Annotated in this window: 24 protein-coding genes and 4 pseudogenes; 4 read left to right on the top strand and 24 right to left on the bottom strand. The window is 50.5% G+C overall.

Annotated features, from left to right (window positions below; all coding sequences use genetic code 11):
• Window positions 1-15 precede the first annotated feature (15 nt).
• The 6 genes from DXC57_RS06825 to DXC57_RS15695 form a co-directional block, all read right to left on the bottom strand.
• Window positions 16-1,200 (bottom strand): AI-2E family transporter, encoded by a 1,185-nt coding sequence (locus tag DXC57_RS06825; protein WP_118651699.1) that lies wholly within the window; start codon window positions 1,198-1,200, stop codon window positions 16-18.
• 420 nt (window positions 1,201-1,620) lie between these two features.
• Window positions 1,621-2,367, bottom strand: coding sequence for a YoaP domain-containing protein (locus DXC57_RS06815; protein ID WP_118651697.1), 747 nt, complete (start codon window positions 2,365-2,367; stop codon window positions 1,621-1,623).
• A complete protein-coding gene (locus DXC57_RS06810) occupies window positions 2,364-2,597 on the bottom strand; it encodes a hypothetical protein (RefSeq protein WP_243101342.1) in 234 nt (77 codons plus the stop codon). The genes DXC57_RS06815 and DXC57_RS06810 overlap by 4 nt, the downstream gene beginning before the upstream one ends.
• Before the next feature lie 194 nt (window positions 2,598-2,791).
• Window positions 2,792-3,262: a flavodoxin gene (locus DXC57_RS06800; protein ID WP_118651695.1), complete on the bottom strand. Its 471-nt coding sequence runs from the start codon at window positions 3,260-3,262 to the stop codon at window positions 2,792-2,794.
• Window positions 3,263-3,585: 323 nt separating this feature from the next.
• Window positions 3,586-4,179, bottom strand: coding sequence for a sugar O-acetyltransferase (locus tag DXC57_RS06795; protein ID WP_118651693.1), 594 nt, complete (start codon window positions 4,177-4,179; stop codon window positions 3,586-3,588).
• Window positions 4,180-4,262: 83 nt separating this feature from the next.
• Window positions 4,263-4,373: a DUF2200 domain-containing protein gene (locus DXC57_RS15695; RefSeq protein WP_243101340.1), complete on the bottom strand. Its 111-nt coding sequence runs from the start codon at window positions 4,371-4,373 to the stop codon at window positions 4,263-4,265.
• 302 nt (window positions 4,374-4,675) lie between these two features.
• On the opposite strand from DXC57_RS15695, the gene DXC57_RS06785 reads away from it, so the two are divergent.
• Both DXC57_RS06785 and DXC57_RS06780 read left to right on the top strand, forming a co-directional pair.
• Complete coding sequence (locus tag DXC57_RS06785; protein ID WP_118651689.1) at window positions 4,676-4,951, top strand: type II toxin-antitoxin system RelB/DinJ family antitoxin; 276 nt, start codon at window positions 4,676-4,678, stop codon at window positions 4,949-4,951.
• Window positions 4,948-5,235: pseudogene (locus tag DXC57_RS06780) on the top strand (type II toxin-antitoxin system YafQ family toxin). The gene DXC57_RS06785 and the pseudogene DXC57_RS06780 overlap by 4 nt, the downstream one beginning before the upstream one ends.
• Window positions 5,236-5,602: 367 nt before the next feature.
• Here DXC57_RS06780 and DXC57_RS06765 read toward each other — a convergent pair.
• From DXC57_RS06765 to DXC57_RS06755, 3 genes are read right to left on the bottom strand one after another with little or no spacing between them, the layout of a single operon-like run.
• Window positions 5,603-6,580 (bottom strand): alpha/beta hydrolase, encoded by a 978-nt coding sequence (locus DXC57_RS06765; RefSeq protein WP_207665176.1) that lies wholly within the window; start codon window positions 6,578-6,580, stop codon window positions 5,603-5,605.
• Window positions 6,577-7,341 carry a carboxymuconolactone decarboxylase family protein gene (locus tag DXC57_RS06760; RefSeq protein ID WP_118651683.1) on the bottom strand — a complete coding sequence of 255 codons (765 nt, stop codon included), beginning with the start codon at window positions 7,339-7,341 and terminating at the stop codon, window positions 6,577-6,579. The genes DXC57_RS06765 and DXC57_RS06760 overlap by 4 nt, the downstream gene beginning before the upstream one ends.
• Window positions 7,342-7,344: 3 nt before the next feature.
• Window positions 7,345-7,884, bottom strand: coding sequence for a flavodoxin family protein (locus DXC57_RS06755; protein ID WP_118651681.1), 540 nt, complete (start codon window positions 7,882-7,884; stop codon window positions 7,345-7,347).
• A 106-nt stretch (window positions 7,885-7,990) separates the two neighbouring features.
• Here DXC57_RS06755 and DXC57_RS06750 point away from each other — a divergent pair, with 106 nt between their 5' ends.
• Window positions 7,991-8,428, top strand: coding sequence for a MerR family transcriptional regulator (locus tag DXC57_RS06750; RefSeq protein ID WP_118651679.1), 438 nt, complete (start codon window positions 7,991-7,993; stop codon window positions 8,426-8,428).
• Between the two features lie 224 nt (window positions 8,429-8,652).
• Here DXC57_RS06750 and DXC57_RS06745 read toward each other — a convergent pair whose 3' ends face one another.
• A complete protein-coding gene (locus DXC57_RS06745) occupies window positions 8,653-9,969 on the bottom strand; it encodes a hemolysin family protein (RefSeq protein ID WP_107000749.1) in 1,317 nt (438 codons plus the stop codon).
• 388 nt (window positions 9,970-10,357) lie between these two features.
• Between DXC57_RS06745 and DXC57_RS06740 the strand changes: the two are divergent.
• Window positions 10,358-11,221: pseudogene (locus tag DXC57_RS06740) on the top strand (ATP-binding protein); the annotation flags it as partial.
• Between the two features lie 72 nt (window positions 11,222-11,293).
• Here DXC57_RS06740 and DXC57_RS06735 read toward each other — a convergent pair.
• From DXC57_RS06735 to DXC57_RS06650, 14 genes and pseudogenes are all read right to left on the bottom strand, one after another.
• Window positions 11,294-11,455 (bottom strand): annotated as a pseudogene (locus DXC57_RS06735) (CD1845 family protein); the annotation flags it as partial.
• Window positions 11,449-11,742 (bottom strand): annotated as a pseudogene (locus DXC57_RS06730) (AAA family ATPase); the annotation flags it as partial. The pseudogenes DXC57_RS06735 and DXC57_RS06730, both read right to left, overlap by 7 nt.
• A 632-nt stretch (window positions 11,743-12,374) precedes the next feature.
• Window positions 12,375-13,586: a site-specific integrase gene (locus DXC57_RS06715; RefSeq protein WP_118651677.1), complete on the bottom strand. Its 1,212-nt coding sequence runs from the start codon at window positions 13,584-13,586 to the stop codon at window positions 12,375-12,377.
• Between the two features lie 147 nt (window positions 13,587-13,733).
• Complete coding sequence (locus DXC57_RS06705; protein WP_118651675.1) at window positions 13,734-14,942, bottom strand: site-specific integrase; 1,209 nt, start codon at window positions 14,940-14,942, stop codon at window positions 13,734-13,736.
• A gap of 71 nt (window positions 14,943-15,013) precedes the next feature.
• Complete coding sequence (locus DXC57_RS06700) at window positions 15,014-15,244, bottom strand: hypothetical protein (protein ID WP_002576363.1); 231 nt, start codon at window positions 15,242-15,244, stop codon at window positions 15,014-15,016.
• Window positions 15,237-15,659, bottom strand: coding sequence for a type II toxin-antitoxin system PemK/MazF family toxin (locus DXC57_RS06695; RefSeq protein WP_117484750.1), 423 nt, complete (start codon window positions 15,657-15,659; stop codon window positions 15,237-15,239). Before DXC57_RS06695 ends, DXC57_RS06700 begins: the two co-directional genes overlap by 8 nt.
• A 583-nt stretch (window positions 15,660-16,242) precedes the next feature.
• A complete protein-coding gene (locus DXC57_RS06685; protein ID WP_233430214.1) occupies window positions 16,243-16,404 on the bottom strand; it encodes a hypothetical protein in 162 nt (53 codons plus the stop codon).
• Between the two features lie 294 nt (window positions 16,405-16,698).
• Complete coding sequence (gene trxB / locus DXC57_RS06680; RefSeq protein ID WP_118651671.1) at window positions 16,699-17,628, bottom strand: thioredoxin-disulfide reductase; 930 nt, start codon at window positions 17,626-17,628, stop codon at window positions 16,699-16,701.
• A gap of 14 nt (window positions 17,629-17,642) precedes the next feature.
• Complete coding sequence (locus DXC57_RS06675) at window positions 17,643-17,966, bottom strand: thioredoxin family protein (RefSeq protein ID WP_107000750.1); 324 nt, start codon at window positions 17,964-17,966, stop codon at window positions 17,643-17,645.
• Window positions 17,967-18,127: 161 nt separating this feature from the next.
• Entirely contained in the window at window positions 18,128-19,309 is a 1,182-nt protein-coding gene (locus tag DXC57_RS06670) for an MBL fold metallo-hydrolase (protein ID WP_117470959.1), read from the bottom strand.
• A gap of 37 nt (window positions 19,310-19,346) precedes the next feature.
• Window positions 19,347-20,390, bottom strand: coding sequence for a ribonucleotide-diphosphate reductase subunit beta (locus tag DXC57_RS06665; protein ID WP_118651669.1), 1,044 nt, complete (start codon window positions 20,388-20,390; stop codon window positions 19,347-19,349).
• A gap of 10 nt (window positions 20,391-20,400) precedes the next feature.
• Window positions 20,401-22,917, bottom strand: coding sequence for a ribonucleoside-diphosphate reductase subunit alpha (locus DXC57_RS06660; protein WP_181357201.1), 2,517 nt, complete (start codon window positions 22,915-22,917; stop codon window positions 20,401-20,403).
• Window positions 22,918-23,082: 165 nt separating this feature from the next.
• Window positions 23,083-24,294, bottom strand: coding sequence for an FprA family A-type flavoprotein (locus DXC57_RS06655; RefSeq protein WP_107000753.1), 1,212 nt, complete (start codon window positions 24,292-24,294; stop codon window positions 23,083-23,085).
• Window positions 24,295-24,316: 22 nt separating this feature from the next.
• Window positions 24,317-26,230, bottom strand: coding sequence for an acyl-CoA dehydrogenase family protein (locus DXC57_RS06650; RefSeq protein ID WP_107000754.1), 1,914 nt, complete (start codon window positions 26,228-26,230; stop codon window positions 24,317-24,319).
• Window positions 26,231-26,233 lie beyond the last annotated feature (3 nt).

Below are 26,233 nucleotides of genomic sequence, written 5' to 3'. Positions count from 1 at the left end.
CACACAGACCACAACTTAATGGGTGCTTGCTTTCTTCATGAACTCCAGATAAAGGCTGAACAGCACGGCGCAGACGGGAACGCTGAACAGCATCCCTAAGATGCCGAATGCTTCGCCGCCAATCGTAACAGCCATCAGCACAAGCAGTCCAGGAAGTCCGACGGACTTGCCGACCACCTTGGGATAAATCAGATTGCCCTCCACCTGCTGCAAAACGATCAGAAAGAGAATGAACCACAGAGCCTTGCCAGGTTCTGCCAGCAGAATCAAAAACGCACCAAAGCCGCCGCCAATCCATGCGCCAAAAATCGGCATCAGCGCAGTGACGGCCACAAACGCGGAGACAGCACCGGCATACGGAACCCCAAGAATCAGCATTCCAAAGAAGCACAGAACACCGATGATAACCGCTTCGGTAAGCTGCCCGCTGACAAAATTTGTGAAGGTCTGATTGGTCAGCGCGGCAATACTAAGAAGCCGCTGCGCCGTCTTTTGCGGAAGGACTGTCTCAATGAGTTTTTTCAAATGTGCCGCGACGGTCTCCTTCTTTGCAAGCAGATAAAGTGCAAAAACAAATCCCAAGAGAACGTCTACAAAAACCGACAGGACAGAGGTTGCCGCGCCCCATGTCACGGTGAGAATCCCGCTTTTCTCGTCACTGATCAAGGCGGTGACTTTCTCAATCAACAGGTCAGAGTCTATGACATATTCGGGCAGGACAATGTTATATTTTGCAGCAAACTGGACAACGCCAGCCCACCACCGCCCGATTTCCTCCACATAGACCGGAATGTTTTGGATAAACTCATCGCCGGATTCCCGCAAGCTGGGGAGCATCATAAATACCACAGCAAATAGAATTCCAAGGATAAGCACGGTGCTTGCTGTCAGGCACACGGGGCGGGTCAGCTTTGCAGGAGCTTTGCGGCACGCCTTGTTCCAGCAGCATTCTATCGGCCGAAGAACTACGTTGATCAAAAAAGCAATCGCGCCGCCGATCAGAAACGGAGTGAACAGTGCAAGCACCTTGCCGAGAAAACACAAAACAGCGTCAAGGTTTACCAGCGCCCATGCGAATACAATAAGCAGCAAAAAAGCACGGATGATATAACGAATGATCGTCTCGTCCGGCCATTTGCCTCCCTGCGGTGCGGGTGTTTCATTTTTGTTAGAGGTTGGATTTTGTAATTTTTTCTCCATGTTTTTCCTTTCTGTCAGTATCAGAATCCCTTTTTTAAATCCGAAAGCACTTTTGCAGGGCTTTATACTCACTCCTTGTGAATCGCGCGATAGCTTTATTGTGTATTACAACGGTGTCAGGACCCAAATCCAGAGACGAATAAACAGAGCGCTGAACAACGCAAAGCGTTCAGGGATATCCTTCGCAACACCCTTTGGGGTGATCGCATCAATATCTCCGTAAAGTTCGACAAACAGAAGCGTGCCGATGCTTCGCATTCCAAATCGGAAAAATCTGCTGCCGGTACGATATCATACGGAATTTTCAGTTCAGAAAATTCCTATCTGCAAGTAAAAATGCATATTCTACAAAATCACTGCACATCCTCGCGGAGCGTTTATGTTGCGACTCAAAAGCGACACAAAAATAGCGGAGTAAAATCAATTTTGTAAACCTGCCAGTGCTAGGAATTTTTTATCTGACTGGATACTCTGTGTCAGAAACTGACCGTCCCGAAACAGAGCATAGGTCGTGACCGGTGCAGATACATTCTGTGCGCTTTCTTTATCAGTGATATGGATAACCTTAAACGGGATACCATGTTCCTTCGCCGCCTCCTGCACTCTTGGCACCCAATAATAGGTATATGGGCATTGATCGGTGTAATAAAGAACAAAACCTGCTTCTTCAATCACCGGATGTTTCGCACATTCCTTGAAATACGGCGGTTGTGCACCCAATTCAATGGGAAGATACATAAGATTGATCCCGCAGTCGGATATGTCTGCCACACGGAAACCCTTATAAGTAAGGAATTTCGGGTCAGCGAGGAATTCCCGCTTTCGGCCCTCCGCGCACAGAATGCAAATACCTTTCTTTCCCTGCGCCCTGGCATCACAGATACATGCCTCCAGCAGATCATTTGAGTATCCGTGTCCCTTCATGGAGCCGGATACCCATAGACAGTTAATGTAAAGATAACCATCTGCCGCAATCGGCACCCAGGCGTTTTCAGCTGGAATGTATTCGATAAAGCATTTGCCGCGCTCCTCGCTGCGATAGAAAACAAGTCCATCATCAAAGCGCTGCCGCAGCCATTCCTTTTTTGCAACACTCTGCTTGCCAGACATGGCGCAGCAGATATGTTCCTTGTCAATATTTTCTTTTGTGATCCGAATATAGTTCATCCGTTATTCCTCCTGCTCAAAACAGCTGTCCCGGCAGCTTCTGCTCTGTAACCAGCCTCAATCTTGGCAATAAAGCGATCAATGTGTGTTGCCAGCAAGGAAGAAACCGATTCCTTTTCCTCTGCACCGTCGTAGGCACTGTATAAAAGATACATCGGCCCATAGAACTCCAGCGCCAGCTGCATAGCATCCTCATCAGAATCTGTCAGCTTTCGGAAGATGACCGCCATAATTACCTCCTTTATCAAAGTAACCATTCGGTAACTACATTATAGTTACCGAATGGTTACTTGTCAAGAACGAATGAAAAAATTATGCCCTTTCGTTAAAATGTGCAAACTCCGGCGCAAATTCGCCAAGCGCATTTCTTCCTGCTGTCTGTACTATTTTTTCCATATTCTGTATACTTCCATAACACTGCTGTTTATAAAGAATTTACCCACTCACTGACTTTCTGTTTTGTTCCGCGATTTAACAGACTGCCTTCTGTGATAACAGCCTCTGGTGCGGATGGCTGCAATTCTTTTACAGTATTACCGAATCCACTTCCACCGGATGTTGCAAAAAGGACGATCTTTTTACCGCTGAAATCATAGGCTTCCAAAAATGTATTGATAATTGTTGGAGCTACATACCACCAGATAGGGAATCCCAGAAGAATTTCATCATAAGAGCTCATATCTATCTCTTTCTTCATGATCTCCGGTCTGTATTTCTTATCACTCATTTCCATACTGCTCCGAGATTTTTTATCCATCCAGTCAAGATCAGCCTTTGTATATGGAACTTTTGGCTCAATCTCAAATAAATCAGCTTTTGCTTCCTCTGCAATCATCTCTGCTACTTTTTTTGTTGTTCCGCTTGCACTGAAAAATGCTACTAATTTTTTACTCATAATAAAAAGCCCCTTTCTTTGCGAATCTCTTGTATAAAAATAGATGTATAAGATTTGAATTTTTCGGCGTAGAGTCCGGCAATAAAGTCGCCGAGCGTGTGGGCGAAGCATTCCAAGATGGCTTAAAGCTGAAAAAGTAAGGTGTGCAGAAAAGGAGCTTTCGCATAAGCGAAGACTCCTTCTTAAAATATGTGGATTTCACAAATCCCGAATTGTCATTCCCAGTATACCATGCCTTCTCCCCGCAGAAAAGCATGGCGAAAAACAAAAATGTCCCTGGAGAGCTTGTGCGTATGTTTTTCAGCGTTTCCGATCTGAATTTCTCAGAACAGAATATCCTCCGGCTTGAACTTATCTTTTTCGGTAATGGGGCGGATCACCTTGCAGGGCACCCCTGCTGCGATGACACCGGCGGGAATGTCATGGGTGACGGCGCTTCCCGCCCCGATAACCGAGCCTGCCCCGATGGTAACGCCGCCGCAGACGGTGGAATTTGCACCGATCCAGACGTTTTCCTCCAGCGTAATAGGTGCTGAGGTTCCAATGCCGTGGCTGCGCTGCTCCGGGTCGATGGCATGACCAGAGCAGGCAAGGCATACGCCGGGGGCAATAAAGGCACCTGCTCCGATGTTTACCGGAGAGGTATCCAGAATGACACAGTTATAGTTGATGACCGCCAAGCCGTGGGTATGGATGTTGAAGCCATAGTCACAGTGGAAATCCGGTTGAATACCGGTCATGGAAGAGCAGGTGCCCAGCAGGGTCTGCAGGATGCTGCGCCGCTTTTCCTGTTCGTTGGGAGCGGTGCGGTTGTACTCCCAGCACAGTTGCTTTGCACGGTTCTGTTCCTCCGTGGGGGTGTTTTCATAGCCGCTTACGTAGGCGGCAGGGCGTTTCATAATATCCAGAGCGTTCATCGTGTTTGTCCTTTCCATACAATGTTTTCTCAAGGATTATACCACATTCTCTGTCGGTGTGTAATAGGCTGCTTTCCCCTCCCTCATTTGTTTGTCCGCTTGATCTTCTCCATCGCTTTGCCCTTAGCCAGCTCATCCACTAGCTTGGGATATATTTTTGCAAATGGCATGGCATATACTTTTTCAGTTTCCATTTTCGTCCCTCCCTCAAAAAACGGATTTTCCGTTTTTATTTTCCAAATTGTTTTTGGCACTTCCTCAACAGCAACTGGCTTCAGGGTTATATGAAAAACGCAAATTATATCATGTACGGTGTTTCCGCACATGATACAGCACATGATCCATCATAATCACGACCTATGATGCACACATTCAATAGGCTGTTCCTCCAAAAATAATTGTGGACTTTTCTGTGAATTTTGTGTCTAATAGATTGACTATGCAATGCAATTAACATATAATATAAGTGCAATAGCAAGGAAAGGAGTTGACATTCATGGCTACCACAACTAATTTCAGTGTCCGTATGTACAGCGACATCAAAAAACAGTGCGAAGCACTGTATGGTGAATTAGGCATCAACCTTACTACCGCTATCAATGTGTTTCTTCGCCAGTCGCTCCGCGTCGGCGGTTTTCCTTTTGATGTTCGTATGGAGCAGCCGAACAAGGAAACAATGGCAGCAATGCTGGAAGCAGAACGCATTGCTCGTGGTCCTTCTGTAAAACGCTACTCTGATGTAGAGGAAGCATTGAGGGCGTTAAAAGAATGAGTGCGCATTTAGATATTGTTTGGACAAATCAATTTAAGAAGGACTACAAGCTGGCGATGAAACGTCATCTTGATATTGACCTTCTGGACGACATCATTCGCAAACTGGTAAGCAGCGAACAGCTTCCAGAAAAGAATAAAGACCACGCTTTAACCGGAAACTGAGTCGGGCATCGTGAGTGTCACATTCAGCCGGATTGGCTATTGGTCTATCGGATTGAGAATGATTTGCTCGTCTTGACATTATCCCGAACAGGAACGCACAGCGATTTATTTGGAAAGTAAGAAAATGCACTCGGTACAAACGCCGGGTGCATTTTTCTTTCCGCAGAAATGAAAAAGCACTCTATCATGGGCACAGCCAATGATAAGTTCTATGACGCAACCCATGATAACTTAGATGGTGACACTCACCAAGCTATCCACCAAGTTAGCCACCAAGATTCAACGCCGTCAGCAGTTATATTGCGCCTAATACCCCATTCCCAACTCGACCAAAAGCGAATCCTGCGGCAGCGAGGCAAACACATCATTCTCGACCGCACAGCGTAAAGAGGCTGTATTTCGTTTCAGTACATCCGACGTAGAAACAGCAGAAACCAGATATATGCTTTCCTCCAGATGCTTACGCAAAAACACATAATATGCTGCTTTATCTCAAATACGCCGTAAAGAATGCGTTGAGCTTTTCAAACGGAATGATGTCCATCTGATCGTAAAGGTCAGTGTGATTTGCACCAGGGATAATGAGCAATTCCTTGTTATCGCCGGTCAGCTTGCTGTACGCTGTTTCGCTGAAATAGCGGGAGTGTGCCTTTTCCCCGTGTACCAGCAGCACGGCAGAGCGGATCTCGCTGCTGTATTGCAAGATTGGCATATTCAGGAACGACAGCGAGGATGTCACATTCCAGCCGCCGTTGGAGTTCAGGCTGCGGGGATGGTAGCCTCGCGGAGTCTTATAGTAGGCATAATAGTCCTTTACAAACTGCGGTGCGTCCTCCGGCAGCGGATCAACTACGCCACCCGCCAGCGCATAGCTTCCGTTTTTATAATCCATGGTGCGCTGTGCATTCATGGCTTTTTTCTTCTCATAGCGTGCCTGCTCAGAATCCTCAGCATCAAAATATCCGTTGGCAGTTACACGGGTCATGTCGTACATGGTCATAGCGGCGGCAGCTTTGATGCGGGTGTCAATGGCTGCGGCATTGAGCGCCATGCCGCCCCAGCCGCAGATACCGATGATACCGATGCGCTCCGGGTCAACATTCTCCTGCACGGAGAGGAAGTCTACCGCTGCGCAGAAATCCTCGGTGTTGATGTCCGGCGATGCTACATAGCGGGGCATACCGCCGCTCTCGCCGGTATAGGACGGGTCGAAGGCAACCGTCAAGAAGCCAAGCTCCGCCATTTTCTGTGCATACAGACCGGAGGACTGCTCCTTTACCGCACCGAACGGACCGCTGACGGCAATGGCGGGCAGCTTGCCCTCTGCGCCCTTCAGCGTATACATATCCGCCGCCAGTGTGATGCCGTAGCGGTTATGAAAGGTCACTTTTTTATGATCCACCTTGTCGCTTTTCGGGAACACCTTGTCCCATTTCTGTGTCAGATTCAGTTTTTCCATATTCAGACCTCCTTGCCTGTTGCCTTAAAATATACTGTATTGTTCACGACCTCCAACCATTCATTGGAGGTTTCGTCGCCCGGAACCTCTACCGCCAGATGAGAGAACCAGCTATCCGGCGCAGCGCCGTGCCAGTGCTTTACGCCCACAGGAATATTTACCACATCGCCGGGGCGCAGCTCCTGTGCCGGTTTGCCCCATTCCTGATAGTAACCATGCCCGGCTACGCAGACGAGGATCTGTCCGCCGCCGTTTTTTGCATGATGAATGTGCCAGTTGTTGCGGCAGCCGGGTTCAAAGGTCACATTGTAAATGCCAACCTGCTGCTTAGAAAGAGGTGCGAGATAGCTTTGCCCGACAAAATATTTCGCAAAGTCGTCATTGGGTGCGCCGATGGGAAAGACCATTTCATTCTGATGCTTGGCCTTTGCATCGGCGGCATCGTTCTCCGCCCATACCTCCTTTGCCATGCGGAAGGCTGCCCACGCCTTTGGCCAGCCCGCATAAAATGCCGCATGTGTCAGGATCTCCGCAATTTCCATTTTCGTCACGCCGTTGTTCTTCGCAGTTGTCAGATGGTACTGAAAGGACGAATCCGTCAGTCCCTGCGCCATCAGCGCCACCACAGTTACAATGCTGCGGTCTCGCAGGGAAAGCTTGTCTTCCCGGCTCCACACCTGCCCGAACAGCACATCATCATTCAATTCCGCAAATTTAGGAGCAAATTCCCCCAGAGCCTCTCTGCCTGCCGTTTGTTTGATTGCCATGGCTCACACCTCCTTGCCCATCTGATAGGCCTGATCCAGTGCAATATGACCTACGATCTCTCCCACGCCGTTTACACCGCCTGCAAACACTGTGCCAACCAACGCACAGCGTGGAAAACAGTCCACCCAGCCCTGCACGGCCTTCTCTGTGCCCGAAAAGGTTTCTGGTGTGTTCTCTGCCGCCGTTGCAAGCAGATAGGCTTTCGTAAAGGCGTAGTCCGTATCAAACAATGGGTTGGCACGGTCCAGCATAGTCTTGAGCGGACCGCTGACGCAGTAATAGTAGACAGGCGTTGCGAACACCAGCACATTTGCATCGTGCATTTTGGCGGCAATTTCCACAGCATCGTCTTGGATGACGCAGTGCCCCAACTTCAGACAGGCAAGGCAGCCCTTGCAGAAACCAATCTGCTTTTCCCGCAGATATACGGTTTCTACCTGATTGCCTGCCTCCCGTGCACCCTTGGCAAATGCTGCCGCCAACGTTTCGGAGTTGCCGCCCTTACGGGGACTTGAGGAAATGATTAGTACCTTTTTATTCATCGTAGAACACTCCTTGCATTTTTATATTTTTTGTGTTATTCTCATCGTAATTCATAAACTTGACTTTAGGTCAAGATATTTTTCAAAAATTTTTGGAGGGAAATTTATGTATTCAATCGGACAGGTGGCAAAGATGTTCGGCTTGCCCATCTCCACGCTGCGCTATTATGACAAGCAGGGACTTTTTCCGAACATGGAGCGAGTATCCGGCATCCGCAAATTCGGGGACACGGAGATTGAAGCACTCCGGGTCATTGAATGCCTGAAAAAAGCTGGCATGGAGATCAAGGACATCCGGCAGTTCATGGATTGGTGTGTAGAAGGACCGTCCACCTATCCGCAACGCAAGGCACTGTTTGAGGAGCAACGGTCGCACATGGAGGCAGAGCTTGAGCAGATGAACCGCACACTGGATATGCTGAAATTCAAATGCTGGTACTATGAGCAGGCAATCAAAGACGGCAGTGAGGACAGATTAAAGGAACTGATTCCTGACCGCTTGCCGGACGGTATCCGAAAAGCATATGAAAACGCGCATAGCTAACCTTTCCGTACTCCGTATCGTCTGATTCGGAAGAAAAAACCGGAGTGAATCATCACCCCGGCTTCAAAAAACTTTACTTGCGTTTGCGGCCTCCGCGCTTTTTGTAGTCCTCGTCTATACGCTTTTTCCAGTCTGCACTCAGCGGGGCACTGCACCAGACAGAGCTGATAGCTTCGCTGAGCACCTCATGACTAAAATAATTTGCAAATGCGATTTCAAAATTTTTATTCTAAAATTTCTATAATTGCATGTTCAACTTGATGCTCTTTTATTTTGTCAATGATTATATGCATATTTTCTATTTCTAATTCTATTTTTGTATCGCCATCCTTTGGTACCATACCAAATTTTTGAAATACAAATCCAGTAAATGTGTCACAATCTTCTGCTGTAAATGTAACACCTATAGCGTCTTCAATATCACTTAATCGTATATTTCCTTTCACTTCCCACTTGTTATCGCTTATTCTTATAATAACAGTTTCTTCTTCCGACGATATTGGTTCAATATCGTTTAAATCGCCAACAATTTCTTCTAATAAATCAAAAAGAGTTACTATTCCAACCACTCCACCATGCTCATCTAATACAATCGCCATAGATTGCTTCGATTGTTTCATATTTTTAAAAAGCACATCTGCTTTTGTAGTTTCCATAACAAAGTATGGTGCAGAAATTGCAGAATCTATAACCATATCCTTACTTTTTTCTTTTAATCTAAAATAGTCTTTTGCATTTAAAATACCAATAACATGATCTATCGAATCTCCACAGACGGGATAAAGGGTATGTCGTGTATTGTGGATCGTTTCATCCCACTCCTTCACATCATCAGACATCCATAATATTGTCACATCTGTTCGATGTGTAGCAATCGTACCAGCCATAATATCATTAAATTCAAAAACATTTTGAATAAACTCTTTTTCTTGATGATCTATTGTTCCTTTTTCACTTCCCGCATCAACAAGCATACGTATTTCTTCTTCACCTACTTGATCTTCCGCTTCATTTGGATCAATACCACAAATCCTCAAGACAATATTTGTTGATATTGAAAGAAATGAAACGATTGGCTTAAATAGGATAGAGATTCCCGTAACCAATCCTGAAATCCCCATTGCCAGTTCTTCAGATTTTTTCATTGCGATTCTCTTTGGAACTAATTCGCCAAAAACCAACGTGAAATATGATAAAATCAATGTAATCAATATAACAGCTATGGTATCTAAAGTAGAACGTGGAATATTCACACCCATCCCAACAACCCAATCAACTAAAGGTTCTGAGAAATTATCTGCTGCAAAAGCACTTCCTAAAAATCCCGACAATGTGATTGCAACCTGAATTGTCGCAAGAAATCGTGCCGGCTCTTGCGTTAATCGTACTAATCTCTTTGCCCGACCATTACCTTGTTCTGCCATTCGTTCTAGCTTTGTTTCATTCATTGATAAAACAGCGATCTCTGCACTCGCAAAAATCGCGTTTAATATAATTAAAATAATCTGCACTACTAAAAGAATAAAAATTGATGTACTCATAAATAAAACCTTTCTACAATAAAATTATCTAAATATCACACTTACTTAAAAGCAACAAAAGACATGGTCTATGTTCCGAATACATAGTCCATGCCTTGCGATATATAAATAAAAATTCTATTGAATTGGTTCGCTTCAGAATCATTATCACTTTCGTCCATGTTAAATATTCCTCCTCTCAAATAGTATTGTAGTACAGTATAACAAAAAGACCTAACATAATCAATTCGAAAAAAGCAAAAGTGTGTTAAATTTATGTAAAACATAAAATCCGATTATTTTTATTTTCTTTGTGAAATTCAATTTTCTTTATCATCACTTAACATCATTTTAAAGTAAAAAGCAAGCCATTTTCAGACTTGCTTTCCACCATATCATCTTCCTTATTGATGGACTCCTGACCAATGCCGGAAAACTCATGACCGATCAGCTCACGGTTTATAACTCCCGTATGTTCTGTATCCGGTGGAATGGCTTGGAAAAAGGCTCTATCTTTGATGATGCGCTGGACGATAAAGAATACGAGGGAAATTTGATTTATTTACTGAACAGCGGCAGTGAATTTATTCGCAATAATTCCAAAGTCCGTTTTGTCAAAAAGGCACAGTATCGTGTAGACAAGACGGATTATGCTGAACGAGCTGTGACAGAGGCTCTTGTTAATGCGCTTATCCATCGTGATTATATTGTGCTTGGCAGCGAAATCCATATTGATATGTTTGATGATCGGGTGGAAATCACATCTCCGGGCGGTATGTTTGGCGGCGGCTCAATTCAGGAATACGATATTTACAGTATCCGTTCCATGCGACGAAACCCTGTGATTGCTGACCTGTTCCACCGCATGAAGTATATGGAACGCCGTGGAAGTGGCATACGCAAAATCGTCAGTGAAACCGAAAAGCTGCCTGGATACACAGAGGCATATAAGCCCGAATTTTTCTCAACAGCGACAGATTTCAGAGTCATCTTGAAAAATGTAAACTACAACATGTGCGGTGCTTCCGTACATGATGCCGCACATGATGGCGCACATGATACATCTGTGATCAGCAAGCAAAACTTGCTATTGGAATTTTGTGCAGATCCTAAAAGTCGAGATGAAATGCAAGCATATATTGATGTTTCCAGCCGTTCTCACTTCAGCAAATATTACCTCAAGCCTTTATTATCTTCTGGTAAACTTGAAATGATGTTTCCAGACAAACCCAAAAGCAAAAACCAGAAATACACTACCGTTCATTCCAAATAACCCAGAAGCAGGGCATTGGGTCTCATCTCCCATTGTCCTGCTTCTTTTCATTCCAGATTATATTCACATCATTTACCCATACATCCAATCCTGGATCGCAAATTTCAAATCCTGCGCCTTACCCAACAGCCAGATCGCCGCCAGCGGCAATCCCATCGGGCTAATCAAAAAAGCTATAACCAGCAAAATCGCACCATTCTGCGAGGAATAGGTAATAAGCACAGCCACGCCAACTGGATGTCCGCAGGCATCAGGTCTACACCCTCTGGGTGGTGCAGGATACCCTCGCCGGGACGAAGCGGCTCATCCATCAGGATACGCCCCATAGCGTCCGACAGCGTAAAGGGCAGCTTGTCCGGCTGGGGATGGCCCAGGCTGATTGTCAGGCTCCCTTGCGGGTCCCCGTCGATCAGCAGGACTTTCTTTCCGGCCTGCGCCAGCCCGATTCCCAAGTTGGCACAGGTCGTTGTCTTGCCAACGCCACCTTTCTGGTTGGCAATGGCAATGATTTGCGTGTTCATTGACTTCACCTCATTTCTAATTGTTGCTATTGCTTCTGGAAATAGAAAAAGCCGCCACTTCAAAATCATAAAGTGACGACCCTTTCTAATGCAGGAATCTTTTTCCCTGAAATGAAAAAAGCACCCAGTTATTTGTTACTGAGTACCTGCATTAGAATCGTATTTAATTGTTCAGATTTGGTCAGATTATGCCAAACTCTCCGGCGAAAAATTTGGTGTCTGAGAGTGCCAAAATTGCCCTCAAAAATACCCCCGAAATTGCTCTCTGGTTGTCCTACTTTTTAACCACTAAGGACGTTTTTTGACCCCATTTTTGGCGGTTGTCCTATATTTAACCACTAAAAATTGGGTGAAAACGGCTCTCGTTTTGCCAAATTTGGTCAAACTATATCAGCCCATTTAGGTATAAGAAAACCCCGGAAAACCTTGATTTTCCGGGGTTTTTGAACCATTTTGATATAGTCTGAGCAGTCGATTATCGCTTGCTGAACTGCGGAGCGCGACGAGCTGCTTTGAGACCGTATTCACCTGACCTTGATCCCAAAAGTCCAGTATTCATGCGTTTTTTCAGGCTTCCCTCTCTCAGTAAACCCATAGGTAAACCCACGAAATCGCGAGATTTTTGGTGCCGTTTAACGCAGCCCGAATGCAGCATTCACAACGCTGCTTAATTTCTCAGGTTTATTATACTTGCCTTTCGCATAGATGTCCATAGTCGTTTTGCTGTTCTCATGGCCTGCCAAATACTGCACCGTCTTTGGATCAACACCTTTGTAAATCAGATTGGTGATGTAGGTGTGCCGCAGCATGTGCGGAGTCACCTTGAAGTCCATCGTATACACCAGCTTGGGATTGTTCGGCTGATGCTCACCAAGCCTTGGCTTTATTCTATGCTTGATGGACTGCCCATTTACATAGGTGTAATAACAGCGTTCTGCGGTGGAACGGACTGTTATGTACTTCCAGACCCTCACAAACTGTGCTTCCGTCAAAACAGTTCCCTTTGAATTGGAGATCACATATTCCGATTCTGATTTTTCCCTTGCTTCCTTGAGACAGGCTACCAGGCATTTGGGAATCGGAACATCTCGCTTCGCTGCCGGAGTCTTCAAAAGTGTGTTGACCACCGGCTCACCGCCTTCCACATGCCATGCACGCCTTACAGAAATGTACGGCGTTTTTTCATCCAGGAATACGCAGTCCCATTTCAATCCAAGAATCTCTTCTCTACGCAATCCCGCGTACAAGCCGATCATTACGAAAACATACGGTGGTAGCTCACGAATGCTATCCAGCAAAATGGCAGTCTGTTCATCCGTCAAAGCTTCGCGCCGTTTCGCAGGCTTTCCTCCTCTTGCGCAAATCGTTTTGGATGGATTCTCTTTGATCACCTTGCTCTCTTCTGCCGAATTAAAAATGTTCTTAATCAGCATATTAAGCTGACCATACATTCCGGAAGAACCTTTTGATAGCGGAACCATCAGCAGCCGCAGGTCATCTGTGGTCACCTCATCCATATACATCTGTCCAATTGGACCCACGATGTACCGATTCACCATCCGCTCGTATCCCTCCAACGTATTGGTTCTTACTGTTCCAGACCGCATCAGCAGCCATTTTTTGCAGTACTCTTCCACGGTCGGATTCTCTCTGTGGAAAACCACTTCTGCAATTTTCTTCTGGGCATCTTCCACCCGGTCATACAATTCTTCGCGTGTCAGCCCATAGATTGCCACTCTCTTTCCGTCTGCATCTGTAATTCGGGTACGATAATACTGTACCCCTTTCATCATCACTGTTCCGTATTCCGGAAGTTCAGCAGGACGCTTTTTTCCTTTAGCCATGTGTTCTCCTCCTCGTCTATCTTCATATATTGCGTGTTGTCACTTTTATTATCATGGCGTACACCACTTCCTTCAAGGATGTCGAATGTATGTAAAAAGGGCAGGGATTTTTGACCATCCCTGCCCTAAGTTTTTTCTGATTTACTCTTAATCCCACGATGCAAAAGCATCTTCCAGCACTCCTGCGAGCTGCTCTGGGCGATTGTATTTCACCTTGGCGTAAATATCCATGGTGATCTTGCTGCTTTCATGACCGGCAAGATACTGAACTGTCTTCGGATCAACCGAAGCATGAATCAGATTCGTAATATAGGTGTGCCGCAGCTGATGCGGAGTCACCTCAAAGTCCAGACTGTAAACCACATTTCCATTGTGTGCCGCCTTTTGCCCCAGAACCGGCTTCACCGTATGCTTTACCCTCTTGCCATCTTCATAGCGATAATAGCAGCGTTCCTTGGTGGTACGGGTTACGATATACTGCCATAATCTCTTGAATTGCGTATAGGACAACGGGTCTCCATCCCGGTTTGCAACCACATAATCCGATGTCGATGTATTCTTCGCCTCTTTCAGACATTCCAGAAGATTGTCCGGCAGAGGGACATTCCGATGCGCTGCCTTTGTTTTCAGCTCTGTCAGAATCACCGGACGATTACGCTCCGTATGCCAGGCTCTCCGAACGGTAAGGTACGGAGCCTCGCAATCAAGATACACCGAATCCCATTGAAGTCCGAGGATTTCTTCTCTCCGCAATCCTGCGTACAGCCCCAGCATTACAAACACATACGGCGGCAAGCCGTAAATGGCATCCAGCAGCTTATCCACCTGCTCATCCGTAAGCGGGAGACGTTCCTTCTGGGGAATTCCTCCCACATTCTTCTTCAGATAGATGGTCGGATTCTCATCAATGATCTTACTCTCCATTGCTGCCGCGAAAATACATTTATATATAACATTCACGGATTTGTACACGGATGCCGACTTTTTCGATGCCGCCAACAATGCCAGGCGAATGTCATCCGCTGTTACATCTCCCATGTGCATATCGCCCAAGGGCTTGATGATGTAGTTCTTCACCTTCGATGTATAGTCAATCAGCGTTGTCATCCTGATCTGTGCCGACTGCATCAGCAGCCATTTCTCGCAATACTCTTCCACCGTGGGTGTACTGCGGCGATACGTCTTGTTCTCAATCTGCTGAATTGCTTCCTGTTCCTTCTGGTACAGTTCCTCTCTCGTTCTTGCATATAAGGAAACCCGCCGTCCCTGCTGATCTGTTACACGGGTTCGATAATACTGCGTTCCCTTCATACTCACCGTACCATAATCGGGAAGCACCATTCTTCTTGCCGCCATATCATTACCTCCAATCCTGTTGATGCTTTCATTATTGCGGATTCATCGTCTATACTCAACGATGTCGATTTTCACCGCCGAAAGCTTCGAGGTTTGCGATATGTCGCAGCACGTTCCATCGGTTTTGCACGGTGCGTACATTTTGCAATGTACTCCTGAATCCCCACTTCTGTGAAATAAACACAGCCGTTTTCCACATACTGAACATAGGAGATCAAACCGTCTGTTCTTGCAGCATCCAGCGTTTTTACGCTGATTCCCAGTATACTGGCTGCTTCCTTCCTTGTAATCAGTTTATCCATCGCCTTCTTCGCCTTCCTTTCGGCATTTGCCCTGTCTTTTTTTCTCTGCCTGTTCCGGAATGTAATAACCAAGCTGAATCCTTACAGCTTCGTCGATCCCACGCATCTGCCCCTTACTTACCCGCCCAAGATAGCGAATCACGCATATCTTGTCGCAGGTGTCGAGCTGTTCTGCCAATACCATAGACGGTTTTGCCAGTCCCTTTGCTTTACGGAGAAAGAAATGCGTTGGCTGCTTTCGCTTCTTCTCAATTTTCGATGTCAGCGGAGCAATCGTGATTGTCGGCGCATAATAATTACCGGCATCATTCTGAAGAACCACAACAGGACGAACACCGCCCTGCTTTGATCCAACCGGAACACCGAGATTGGCGAGATATAAATCACCTCGCCGATAAACCCAGTTTTCTTTCATTTTCTGTTGTCTCCAATCTCCATACACTGATATGGATAAAGCCTGCCAGGTATCATGCTGATACAGAACCCAGCAGTGCTTTCTGAAAATATGGTTTCTCTGTACTTTTTCTTATCACCCCAGAGATGTAGGATTTCTCACAGGCGGCAGTGTGCTTCACTGCTCCATTGGAATTTAACCATCCCGCCTTCCTTATGGCCGGACCGCGAATTACGGAAGTATCATTGTCCCTGTCTGGCTTTAGCACCGCCGCCGGTTGCAATCCGGCATTTGCTTCTGCGAAACCGCTATCGCCCCGATGGGCTTCATGGCGTGCAGTCGATGGCTCGACCAAACAGGAATGTACCTGAAGAATGAGTATTCAGTTTTCAAGGGACATCCGGACTTTCGTCCTTACAAAGTAAGTTTAACAAGAATCCTCCGGTTTCGCGTTGGCCTCGTAGGCGCACTTTGGTTGTCCTTGCAGGACTACATATGGTTTGTTTTGATTTTTTTCAGTGTCCTATGCAGTCGGATTGGGGCAAAAAAAATACCTCGTTGGTTTCCCACCGAGGCATCGAAGACGATTCTATCTCATACGACTTCACATCATGCATCCGAAGATTTGTTTTACAAAATTCGCTTGTTTTTTTCCAGAACGCTTAAACTGATCATATGCTCCTTCTGCATGAATAATCAGCATTTCAATTTCTGGAGCAGTAATGACATTTACCACGTCAATTTTCTGCTCATATGCTTTACTCAATCGAAATTCCTCTCTGCGAGAATCCAAAATCCGTATCACAGAAATCTGCTCATCGAATCCTTTCCGTAAGTACTATGCATAAAAGCACAGCCGCAGAGTACATCTGTGGCTGTGTTTTGTGTTCAGTTGCTCACTGTTGCGTGGACTGGATATGGAGAGACAACATATCTCCCGATCTTACATGGGTGATCTTATCTGCCATCACTCTGGCAGTTTTCCTTGCAGATATGTCGGCATCCCCACTGCGGTCGTATCCGGCCTGACCTTAAACATGGCTTTTTCAATCTACCTTCCTTATCGGTTTTCCGCGATATATTTCTCCGCCATGTGGACTGCCACCGCGCCGTCCGCCACGGCGGTGACCACCTGACGGAGGGGCTTCGTCCGCACGTCGCCCACGGCGTAAACGCCGGGAATACTGGTTTCCGTGGTCTCTCCGGCCACGATATAGCCGCCGCCGTCCAGCGCCAGTTGACCCACCGCCAGCGCCGTGGCGGGCTGTCGACCCACGCTGACAAATACGCCGTCGCAGTCCACCACGCTTTCCTCACCGGTGACGGTGTCCCGCAGGCGTACGCCGGTCAGCCTGTCCCCGGAAAGCAGCGCGGAAACGGTGCTGTTCCAGCGGAATTCCACATTTTCGGCCTGTTCCAGTGGCTCTTGATAGATCTTGGTGGCCCGCAGGGTGTCTCTGCGGTGGACGAGGATCACCTTTTTCGCCACGCGGCTGAGAAGGAGGGCATCTGCCGCGGCGGAATTGCCGCCGCCCACCACGACCACCGTTTTGTCCTTGTAAAACATCCCATCGCAGGCGGCGCAGTAGGCCACGCCCCGGCCCAACAGCTCCGTCTCTCCGGCAACGCCCAGCGTTCTGGGGTCTGCGCCGGTGGCCAGCACCACGGTTTTCCCCCGGAAGATCCCCTCGCTGGTCTCCACGAGCTTGGGAACCGCCGTCAGATCCATGCGGAGAACTTCCGCGTATTCGCTGCGTGCCCCAAAACGCTCCGCCTGCTTTTGCATCTTCTCCGCCAGAGAGAAGCCGTCGATCCCGTTCTCAAAGCCGGGGTAGTTGTCGATCTGCTCGGTCAGGGCCATCTGCCCGCCAGCAGACAGCTTTTCCAGCACGACGGTGTCCAGCCCCGCCCGGACCGCGTACAGGGCGGAGGTGTAGCCGCCCGGGCCGCCGCCCACCACGAGCATATCATAAACATGATTGTTGTTCATATCTGAATCCTCCGTTATTTCGCCAAGGCTTCCTGAATGAAGCGGTCGATCTCTGCCTTTGAGCCGGGCGCGGTGATGGAATCCACGGCCTTTCCGTTCCGGTACAACACCAGAGTTGGGATGACCTCGATCCCCTCGGCCCCCGCCAGCCGCGGCTCCTCGTCAATATTGATCTTGCTGACAACGAGGCTGTCCGCGTATTCCTCTCCAATCTTCTCATACGCAGGGCCGATCCTCCGGCAATAGCCGCACCAGGGCGCCCAGAAATCCACCAAAACGGGCTTTTCGCCCCGGGTCGCCTGCTCAAACTGCTCCTGATTCATATTCATAGCTGCCATATCTGTCAGCTCCTTTCTTTTGTTTGGGTATTCTCAAGACTCCGTTCTCGCCCCACACCACATCGTGACCTCAACCTGAGATGACGGTACTCTGCCCTTGGGACATAAAGCAGATGAGTAAGACCATCATCTGTACGAGAATAGCTGCGGTTTGTTGCAGCTTATTCCGCGCAGAGCTCCGCCACAAGAGCGTCCATCTGCGCTTCGCTGGTTTGGTTCAGTGCGCCGCGCAGCGATACCTCCGTTTCACACAGTCGGAGTTCCTTCATCTTTTCCAACTCGGCGCGCATCAGCCGCGCGGCAGCAGGGGCCCATGAGCCGTTTTCCATGAGGCCGATCCGGCGGTTTCGGAATCCCTTTGTCTGTAAATGATCCAAAAAGGCCTTCATGGGCGGGAACAGTCCTCCGTCATAAGTGGAGCAGGCCAACACCAGTTTCCCGCAGTAGAACGCACTGGCAACAGCGTAGGAAAGATCTGTCACAGTGAGATCACATATGCTGACCTGCACGCCTTTTTTCTCTAATTTACCCTTGAGGGTCTTCGCCGCATGGGCAGTATTTCCATGGATGGATGCGTGGGCAATCAGTATGCTCTCCGATTCTTCTGGTTCCCATTGTGACCAGAGATCATAGAGCCGCAGACACTCCTCCAGCCCTTCTGTAAGCACGGGACCATGGAGCGGGCAGATCGTTTGGATCTCCAGCGCGGAGGTCTTTTTCAGCAGAGCCTGCACCTGTGCGCCATATTTCCCGATAATATTGTAATAATACCGTCGGGCCTGCGGCACCCAGGGGGCACGGGCAGTCCGTTCCAGTGAGCCAAAGCGTCCGAAGGCATCCGCCGAGAACAGGATTTTTTCCGTTTCCTCATACGCCGTCATCACCTCCGGCCAGTGTACCATCGGTGCCAGCAGGAAGCGCAGCCGGTGTGAGCCCAGAGAGATCGTGCTGCCCTCGCCAACCTCCAGCATACGGTCTTCCGACAATGCACCCGTGCCAAAGAACTGCTTGATCAGGGTAAATGTTTTCGCGTTTCCCACGATCTTCATCTCCGGGTACTCTTGCGCTATCCGCATGAGGCTGCCGGAATGATCCGGCTCCATGTGTGTGACCACAAGATAATCGGGGTTGCGCCCCCCCAACACCTGCGCTACATTGGAAAGCCATTCCTCCGCCGCCCGTGCGTCCACGCTGTCCATCACGGCGATTTTCTCGTCCAGAATGACATAGGAGTTGTAGCTCACTCCCATAGGCTGGACGGGGTACTGGTTTTCAAAGAGTGCCAATGTGTTATCATCCACCCCTACATAGCGGATGGCATCTGTTACCGTTCGGATATCCATATAAAAAATACCTCCTATTCTGATGTCTTTGGTTTTCTTATAAATCGTCTATCAGTGCGGTGCTCTTGGCGTAGGCGGTACTGCGTGCCTCAAAGAAATCGGTCTTGACCATATTGGCGTCAGCGTACTGGCTGACCCATTCCATGCTCTCCGGTTCGCTCTCAAAGCCCGGATACAATGCCGGATAGCCAAGGCTCGTCCAGCGAAGATTCCCGAGATAGCGGATGTAATCGCTAATCATCTGCCGGTTCAACCCCGGGATGTCGTCGCCGATCACATAATGCCCCCATGCGATCTCCTGCTCCACGCCCTCACGCATCATCTCGCGCAGCGCTTGTACGCTCTCGGCGGTGAACAACTCCGGCTGCTCCTTTTGCAGCTCCGTGATGATATTGCGGAACAGCCACAAGTGCGTGTTCTCGTCGCGGTTTATATAGCGGATCTCCTGCGCCGAGCCGGACATCTTCCCGTTTCGGGAGAGATTGTAGAAGAACATAAAGCCGCTGTAAAAATAGATGCCCTCCAAAATATAGTTCGCCATCATCACGCGCAGCAGCGTGGGAGCGTCCTTCCGCTCCTGAAACTCGTTGTAGCAGTCCCCAATGAAGGTGTTGCGGCGCAGCAGATGCTCGTCCGTTTTCCATTGGTAGAGGATGTCATTGCGCTCCACGGGGGAACAGATGGTGTCGAGCATATAGCTGTAGCTCTGTGAGTGGACACACTCCTGAAACGCCTGAATGGACAGGCAGAGATTGACCTCGTTGGCTGTAATGTAGGCGCCGATATTAGGCAGGTTCGCTGTCTGAATGGAATCCAAAAAGACAAGAAAACTCAGAATTTTATCGTAGGCGCTGCGCTCGGCTGACAGCAGGCGGGGATAGTCCTTCACATCCTGCGAGAGATTGATCTCCTCAGGGATCCAAAAGTTGTTCATGGCCTGCCGGTACCAGTCGCTGACCCAAGCGTACTTCATATTGTTGAAGTCGTTGAGGTTGGTGGTATTGCCGCCGATCATGCGCCGCAGGCGCACATCAGGGTCGCCCTCCGGGTTAAAGAGGGGCTTTTTCTTCAGTTCCATCATGCTATCCTCCTTATGACGAGCAGCTTTCACAGGCCTCGACCTCAAGGGCCTTGCTGCGGACATAATAAATGGTCTTGACGCCGGCCCTCCACGCCTCCAAATACAGTCTGAGCACCTGACGCATGGAATAGTCGTTGGTGATATAGAGATTCATGCTCTGCGCCTGGTCAATATGTCTCTGGCGAAAGCCCGCGGCGCGTACCGACCAGCTTTGGTCGATCAGATGCGCCGCCTTATAGTACCACCATGTATCCATAGAAAGCTCCGGAGCAACGCGGGGCAGCATGCTGCCCTTTTTTTCCTCTAAAAAGAATTTCTTCATAATTGGATCGATGCCCGCCGACGTGCCGGAGAGGATGGATGTGCTGGAAGTGGGTGCGACAGCCAGCAGATAGGCGTTGCGCATTCCCTGCACCGCCACCGTTTCCGCAAGCGCCCGCCACTTTTCTGAGGTATAACCTCGCTTTTCAAAATACGCGCCTGTCTGCCAGTCGCTGCCCTCAAAGAGCGCATAGCGGCCCTTTTCCCGTGCCAGTGCTGTGTCCGCCTTGACGGCGGCGTAGTTGATATGCTCGAATACCGCATCGGTGAAGGCAAGGTGCTCATCGCTCTCCCATCGGATGCCGCGCTTTGCCAGCATGTGGTGGTAGCCGCTGACGCCCAGGCCGATGCTGCGGTACTTCTGATTGGTAAGCCGCGCGTATTCCAACGGGTAGAAGTTGAGGTCGATCACATTATCCAGTGCGCGGATGGCCGTTTCCACCGTGCGTTCCATATAGGCCTCGTCCTCCACCGCCAGATTACCGAGAGACAGACTCGCCAGGTTGCAGACCACAAACTCACCGGGGAGTGTGGCCGTCACCACCACTGTGTCGCCGTTCTCCGTGTGCACCTCAGTGCTGATATGCTCGATGGGCGCCATGTTCTGTGCGATCTCCGTGCAGAGATTGGAGCAATAGATCATTCCCGTGTGGCCGTTTGGGTTCATACGATTTACGCTGTCGCGGTTGAAGGCGAAGGGCGTGCCGGTCTCCACTGCCGAGCGAAGCACCAGCCGCACGATGTCCTTGACGGTGACGCTACGCTTTTCGATGCGCGGGTCATTGACGCAGTCCAGATACCGCTTCTCCCATTCCGTACCCCAGTAATCCTCCAGTGCGTAGCCCTTGACCGTGAGGATCTCATGCGGACACATGAGATGCCACGGCGCGTCTATGTTCTCCTCCGCCAGTCGCCAGAAGAGATCCGGATAGCACACGGCGGGAAACACATCATGCGCCTTCATGCGGTCGTCGCCGTTGTTGGTGCGCAGTTGAAGGAATTCAGGCAGATCCCGGTGCCATGCGTCTAAGTAAACCGCCGCAGCGCCCTGCCGCATCCCCAACTGATCCACCGCCACGGCGGTGTCGTTGACCAACCGGATCCAGCGGATAACACCGCCCGCCGCCCCTTGAAAGCCGCGGATGGTGCTGCCTGCAGCGCGCACCTTACCGAAGTACATCCCCATTCCACCGCCAAATTTAGAGACCTTTGCGAAGTTGTCCAGCGAGCGGTAGATGCCGTCCAGACTGTCCGGCACAGTGTCCACAAAGCAGCTTGAAAGCTGATGGTAGGGCTTTCGTGCGTTGGACATGGTAGGTGTCGCCATCGTGACCTCCATACGGCTGAGCATATCGTAAAAGCGTTTTACCCACCCCATGCGGTCAGAGCCTTCGTTCATAGCAAGATGCAGCGCGATACCCAAAAACATCTCCTGCGGTGTTTCCAGCGGCACGCGGCTGCGTGACTGGATCACATAGCGTTTGAGCAGCAGGTCAAGGCCGGAGTAGGTGAACAACTCGTCCCGTTCCGGGCAGAGAAAGTCCTCCGCCATAGCGATCTCCTCGTGGGTATAGTGGGCAAGAATATAGTCACCGTAGAGTCCCTTATCCGTCAGATAGCGAAGCCTGCCATAGAGGTCGCCGACGCCGCGCCCCTCCCATTCCTGTGCGTTGCGACAGCGAAAGGAGTGGTTCAGAAGCCGCGCCGCGATGAACTCCCACTTGGGTGCCTCTGCCGTAGTCAGCTCTACCGCTGCCTTGGTCAGTGCCTCAGCCCTCTCATCCTCCGTCATGCCCGGGCGACAGAAGCTCTCAAACTTCATTTGAAGCGCCGCGAGGGAGTAGATTTCCTCGGTAAAATCCATCTGGATACGGCGCAGCACCTCGTCAAGCGAGTTATCCCCCACCGTCTGCGCGATGGTATGCCGGACGCGGCGCAGCGCAGACCGCTTTTCGCGATAGAGGATGTACGCCTTGGCCACCTCATAGTGTCCGCGCTCCATGAGCGTCCGCTCCACCTCGTCCTGCACACGTTCCACGGTGAGCGGTACTGTGACGGAGAGATTGTTGAGAACGGCGGCGAGGATCTCCTCCAGTTCTCCGCCCCCAATCTCCCTTCCCTGTCCATCAAACGCTTTTTTCATGGCGTTGAAAATTTTCTCCTGTTGAAAAGGAACAGACTTCCCGTTTCGTTTTCTGATCTCCATTTCGATCCTCTCATCTTCTCCGGTCACTTTTCATGTCCTTTTGGGCAAAGAGCGGGCAAGCGCAGTATCACGCTTGCCCGCTCTATTTTTGAAAGCCGGTTTTTCTGCAGCCGACACGGCGGGGCTGTTTGTTGTCTGTTGTCTTGGTTTTGGCTTTCCTGCCAGTTACTTCATAGATTCCAGAATGGCGTCCGCCAGTGCTTCCAGCTCAGTGCGCTTGTCCGTGCCCATGGACGAGGCGAGGCTGAGCCGCTCGTTGAGCACCGTCATGTTCTTAAGCTCATCGTTGACAAATTTCTGCATGAGGTCACCGGACTTCACCGCCCATGAGCCGTTTTCAATGATGGCAAAGGTGCGGTTTTGCAGATTCAGTGCCTTCATATCCATGAGGAAGTCATGCATGGCGGGGTAGATGCCGAGATTGTAGGTCACAGAGGCCAGGACAATGTGACTGTACTTAAACGCCTCGGAGATCAGCTGGGAGACATGAGTGGAGGACACATCGTACATCGCCACCTTGCTCATGCCCTTATCGCAGAGCGACGCCGCCAGCGCCTGCGCCGCGTTCTCCGTGTTGCCGTACATGGAGGCGTAGACGATGAGCACGCCCTGGGTCTCAGGGGCATAGCGGCTCCATGTGTCGTACTTTTCGATGAACCAGCCCAGATCCTTGCGCCACACGGGGCCGTGGAGCGGGCAGATGTACTGGATCTGATCCAAAACGCCGCCGGCCTTTTTCAGCAGGAGCTGGATGTGGGGGCCGTACTTGCCCACGATGTTGGTGAGATAGCGGCGGGCGTCGTCCAGCCAGTCCCGCTCGAAGTCCACCTCGTCGGCGAACAGCTTACCGTCCAGCGCGCCGAAGGTGCCGAAGGCGTCGGCGGAAAAGAGGACGCCGTCGGTGACGTCGAGGGTCACCATGGCCTCCGGCCAGTGAACCATAGGCGCGCCCACAAAGGTGACGGTGTGCTTGCCAAAGGAGAAGGTGTCGCCCTCCTTCACCTCGATGCACTCATGTCCGTCCACATGGAAGCCGAACTGCCGCATGAGCATGAATGCCTTCTCGTTGGAGATCAGCTTCACCTTAGGATGGCGCAGCAGGATCTCCTCGATGCAGGCGGCGTGATCCGGCTCCAGATGGTTGACCAGCAGGTAGTCCAGCTCGCGGCCATCCAGCACATACGCCAGATTTTCCAAAAGCTGGCGGCAGGCAGACCAGTCCACCGTGTCAAAGAGCACCGTCTTTTCATCCAGCAGGCAGTAAGCGTTATAGCTTACGCCCCGGGGAATGGGAAAGCAGTTTTCAAACAGGGCCAGGCGATGGTCGTTGGCGCCCACCCAGTAGAGGTCGTTTGTTACTTTACGCACGCAATACATCTTATCTTACCTCCTTCACGGCTCAAGCCTTTACAAATTGATCCTTCGTCTCCGCGCACTCCGGGCACACCCACTCGGCGGGAAGCTGCTCAAAGAGCGTACCCGGCGCGATCTCGCCGTCCTCGTCGCCCAACTCCGGCACATACTCGTAGCCGCAGCCGCTGCAGACGTAGCGGTCGCCGATGGGGGCGGGCTTCGGCGGTGTGGGCCGCTTCATCTTTACCATAGGCGGCGCGGGCAGCTTTTCGCCGCTATCCAGCGCAGCAGTGAGCAGGGGCAGGATCTCCTCCACATCGCCCACGATGCCGTAGTCGCAGTTCTTGAAGATAGGCGCGTTACCGTTCTTATTGATGGCCACGATGGTGGAGGCGTCCTTGATGCCCTTAAGGTGCTGGGATGCGCCGGAGATGCCACAGGCGATGTACAGATTGCCGGTGAACTTCTGACCGGACATACCCACATAGCGGTTCAGCGGCAGATATTTGAGAGTCTCCGCCACAGGGCGGGAAGAACCGATGGCCGCGCCGGCAGCCTTGGCCAGCGACTCTACCAGTTTCATGTTCTTTTTCTCCCCGATGCCCTTGCCCGCGGAGACCACCCGCTCCGCCTGCGGGATGGGCGTATCCATAGGGATGCCCACGGAGAAGTCGTGACCATCCTTCTTCAGCGCCGCTACAAGGTCGGCCACCTGCTGGGCAGCATCCCCTTCCCGGAAGATGGTCTTTTTGCGAATGCCGGTGATGGGCGCGGGTTTCTTGGCCGCCGAACGGCTCTCGCCGCCGGAGCTCTTGCCCAGCCTGCCCACCAGATGAGAGGCGATGACCACCCGCTGGATCTCGTTAGTGCCCTCGTAGATGGTGGTGATCTTGGCGTCGCGGTAGGCCCGTTCCACCTCCATGCCCTTGAGGAAGCCACTGCCGCCGTGGATCTGCAAGGCATCGTTGGTGACCTCCAGCGCGATGTCCGAGGCGTACATCTTCGCCATGGCGGACTCCATGCCGTAAGGCGCGTGCTGCTCCTTCAGCTCCGCCGCGGAGTAGATGAGGAACCGGGCGCAGCGCAGCTTGGTGGCCATATCCGCCAGCTTGAAGGCGATGCTCTGCTGGGCCGCGATGGGCTTGCCGAACTGGACGCGCTCCTTGGAATAGCTCAACGCGTGCTCAAACGCGCCTTGGGCGATGCCCAGCGCCTGCGCGGCGATGCCGATGCGTCCGCCGTCCAGCGTGGACATGGCAATCTTGAAGCCCTCGCCCTCCTTGCCCAATAGGTTTTCCTTGGGAACCTTCACGTCGTTGAAGATCAGCTCCGCCGTGGAGGAGGAGCGAATGCCCATCTTGTCATAGTGGTCGCCGAACTCAAAGCCCTTCCAGCCCTTCTCCACGATGAAAGCGGAGATGCCCCGGGTGCCGATGTCCGGCGTGGTGACGGCGAAAACCACATAGGTGTCCGCCTTAGGGGCGTTGGTAATGAAGATCTTGCCGCCGTTGAGGAGGTAGTAGTCCCCCTTATCCAGCGCCGTGGTCTCCGTGCCGCCGGCGTCGGATCCGGCGTTGGACTCCGTGAGGCCGAAGGCGCCGATCTTCTCGCCCTTGGCCAGCGGAACCAGATATTTCTTCTTCTGCTCCTCGGTGCCATAGGCGAAAATGGGCCATGAGCCGAGGGAGACGTGGGCGGAGAGGATTACGCCCGCGCCGCCGTCCACACGGGCCAGCTCCTCCACCGCGATGGCGTAGCTCAGGGCATCAAGACCGGCACCGCCGTACTCCTTGGGGTAGGGAATGCCCATCCAGCCCAGCTTACCCAGCTTCTTGACAGCCTCCTCGGGAAACTCATTGTTCTGATCCATTAAAAATGCGAGGGGCTTGATCTCCTCCTCCGCAAAACTCCGGATCTTCGCGCGCAGCTCTTCGTGCGCCGCCGTGGTTTGAAACAGCATATG

Origin of the sequence: Clostridium sp. TF06-15AC (genome assembly GCF_003481165.1) — a bacterium.
Taxonomy (GTDB): domain Bacteria; phylum Bacillota; class Clostridia; order Lachnospirales; family Lachnospiraceae; genus Otoolea; species Otoolea fessa.
Note: the sequence above shows the minus strand (reverse complement) of the source record. Positions and strands in the feature narration are given on the sequence as shown.